Annotated in this window: 3 protein-coding genes; all 3 read left to right on the top strand. The window is 62.7% G+C overall.

The window, feature by feature from the left end; all coding sequences use genetic code 11:
* The first annotated feature begins 143 nt into the window (after positions 1 to 143).
* Entirely contained in the window at positions 144 to 1,046 is a 903-nt protein-coding gene (locus tag NUV89_RS29165; protein ID WP_257784040.1) for a chemotaxis protein CheV, read from the top strand.
* Positions 1,043 to 1,525, top strand: a complete 483-nt coding sequence (locus NUV89_RS29160; protein WP_257784039.1) for an N-acetyltransferase — start codon at positions 1,043 to 1,045, stop codon at positions 1,523 to 1,525. The genes NUV89_RS29165 and NUV89_RS29160 overlap by 4 nt, the downstream gene beginning before the upstream one ends.
* Before the next feature lie 107 nt (positions 1,526 to 1,632).
* Entirely contained in the window at positions 1,633 to 2,376 is a 744-nt protein-coding gene (locus tag NUV89_RS29155; protein WP_257784038.1) for a YkgJ family cysteine cluster protein, read from the top strand.
* Positions 2,377 to 2,436: the final 60 nt, after the last annotated feature.

Genomic DNA, 2,436 nt, shown 5'->3' with positions numbered 1-2,436 from the left:
CAGATGTGTTGTCTGACCCACCGCATTCGCGAGCAAGCCCGCTCCCACATTAGACCGAGCCCACAGAAAATCCGGTTAAAGCCTGGCTCCCGCAAGTCGATAACTCTGTATAGATCATCATCCCTGATCCACAGAAGGTTTTTATGTCCACCACCAAAGCCCGCGCAGATTCACTCTCGCTTCTGCTCTTTACCTTGCGCAGTGGCAAGCTGATGGCGATCAACCTGCTGAAAGTCAGCGAAATCATCCCCTGCCCACCGCTGACCAAGCTGCCGGAGTCCCACCCCCACGTCAAAGGCATCGCCATTCTGCGCGGTGCCTCGTTGTCGGTGATCGACCTGAGCCGTGCCCTGGGGGAAATGCCCCTGCAAGACCCGGACGGTGGCTGCCTGATCGTCACCGATGTGAGCCGCTCCAAGCAGGGCCTGCATGTGCAGGCCGTGAGCAGGATCGTGCATTGCCTGACCACCGATATCCGCCCGCCGCCCTATGGCTCTGGCGGCAACCGCGCGTTTATCACCGGGGTGACCGAGGTGGAAGGCGCCCTGGTGCAGGTGCTGGATATCGAGAAAGTCATCCACGGCATCGCCCCGGCGCCGATCGAAGCCGCGCCGACCGACCTGACCATGGAAGAAGCCGAAGTGCTGGGCAATGCGCGCATCCTGGTGGTGGACGACAGCCAGGTGGCGTTGCAGCAGTCCGTGCATACCTTGCGTAACCTCGGCCTGACCTGCCACACCGCGCGCAGCGCCAAGGAAGCCATCGATGTGCTGCTGGAGCTGCAAGGCACCGCGCAGCAGATCAACGTGGTGGTGTCGGATATCGAGATGTCCGAGATGGACGGCTATGCCCTCACCCGCACCCTGCGTGAAACCCCGGATTTCAAGGACCTCTACGTGCTGCTGCACACCTCCCTGGACAGCGCGATGAACAGCGAAAAAGCCCGCCTGGCCGGTGCCGACTCGGTGCTGACGAAATTTTCGTCGCCCGAATTGACCAAGTGCCTGGTGGTGGCCGCGCAAACGGTGGCGCAAAAAGGCCTGTGAGCGAATATTTCCAACTGCTGCGCCGCGATCTCACCGCCAGCCTGCCCGCGCCGCAATGGCCGGCAGGCACGCAGCTGGATCACTATCGCGACGAACTGGCCCCGGCCATTCATGCGGTCTTGCGCATGACCCAGGACCAGGGCGGCGGCCGCGTGCGGAGCCTGGAGGAATGGCGCCAGCAGTTCGTCAGCGATGCCGAGTTCGACCCCACGCTGTGCCTGGTCGCCAGTAATGCCGAGGGTATCCTTGGCGTCGCGCAATGCTGGACCAGCGCCTTTATCAAGAACCTCTCCGTACACCCATGCGCCCAAGGCCAGGGGCTGGGCCGCGCGTTGTTGCTGCACAGCTTCCAGGTCTTCAAGCAGCGCGGCGAACCCTATGTGGACCTCAAGGTGCTGGAGAGCAACCTGCGCGCACGCAAGCTCTACGAAAGCGCAGAAATGAGACTTGTCCTACGCGACGTAGTCGCAGCGGACTGAAGGCACTGGCGCACAACTTGCTTCCAGAGTGGCAATACGGTGAACAGAGGTAAAATCCCGTCACCGTTCAAGCGAGCCCTCTGACCTAGCCTGGTGACAGATCCGCCATGAACACCCACTTTTCCTGCGTCGGTTGCGGCAAGTGCTGCACCGACCACCACGTCCCCCTGACCCTCGACGAAGCCCGCATGTGGGCGGCGGACGGCGGCAATGTCATCGTTCTCGTCGAAGGCTTCCTGGCCAACGGCCTGGGCCTGCCCGTGCAACAACGCGAGCATGCCGAGCGCCGTTCGGTGGTGGTGCCCAGCGGCAACATCGAGGCGTTTGTGGCGATCACCTTTGCCGCCTACAACGCCGGGCGCTGCCGGAATCTTGACGAAGACAACCTGTGTCGCATCTATGAGCGGCGGCCGTTGGTGTGCCGGATTTATCCGATGGAGATCAACCCGCACATTCCCTTGAACCCTGGCGCCAAGGACTGCCCGCCCGAATCGTGGGAACAAGGCCCGGCGTTGATCGTCGGCGGCGAGTTGGCGGACCCGCAGCTGGCGGCGTTGATCAGCCGCTCACGCCAGGCCGACCGCGACGACGTGCAGACCAAGGAAGCGGTGTGTGCCTTGCTGGGTATCCGGACCACGGCGCTCAAGGGCGATGGGTTTACCGCGTACCTGCCGGACATGGGCGCGTTTGCCCAGGCGATTGAGCTGGCGGCCGAGCAGCCGGCGGTGGCCAATGAGTGGGTGTTTCATGTGTCCGGGGTGGATATTGCCGGGCAACTGCTGGATGCGGGGGCGCAGATTGCCACTGAGGTGCCGGCGAACTATGCGTTTATATCGTTGAGGGCGGCGTAGGCAATACCGGCCTCTTCGCGAGCAAGCCCGCTCCCACAGTTGGAATGCGTTCCAATTGTG

Origin of the sequence: Pseudomonas sp. 18.1.10, assembly GCF_024655625.1 — a bacterium.
Taxonomy (GTDB): Bacteria; Pseudomonadota; Gammaproteobacteria; order Pseudomonadales; family Pseudomonadaceae; genus Aquipseudomonas.
Note: the sequence above shows the minus strand (reverse complement) of the source record. Positions and strands in the feature narration are given on the sequence as shown.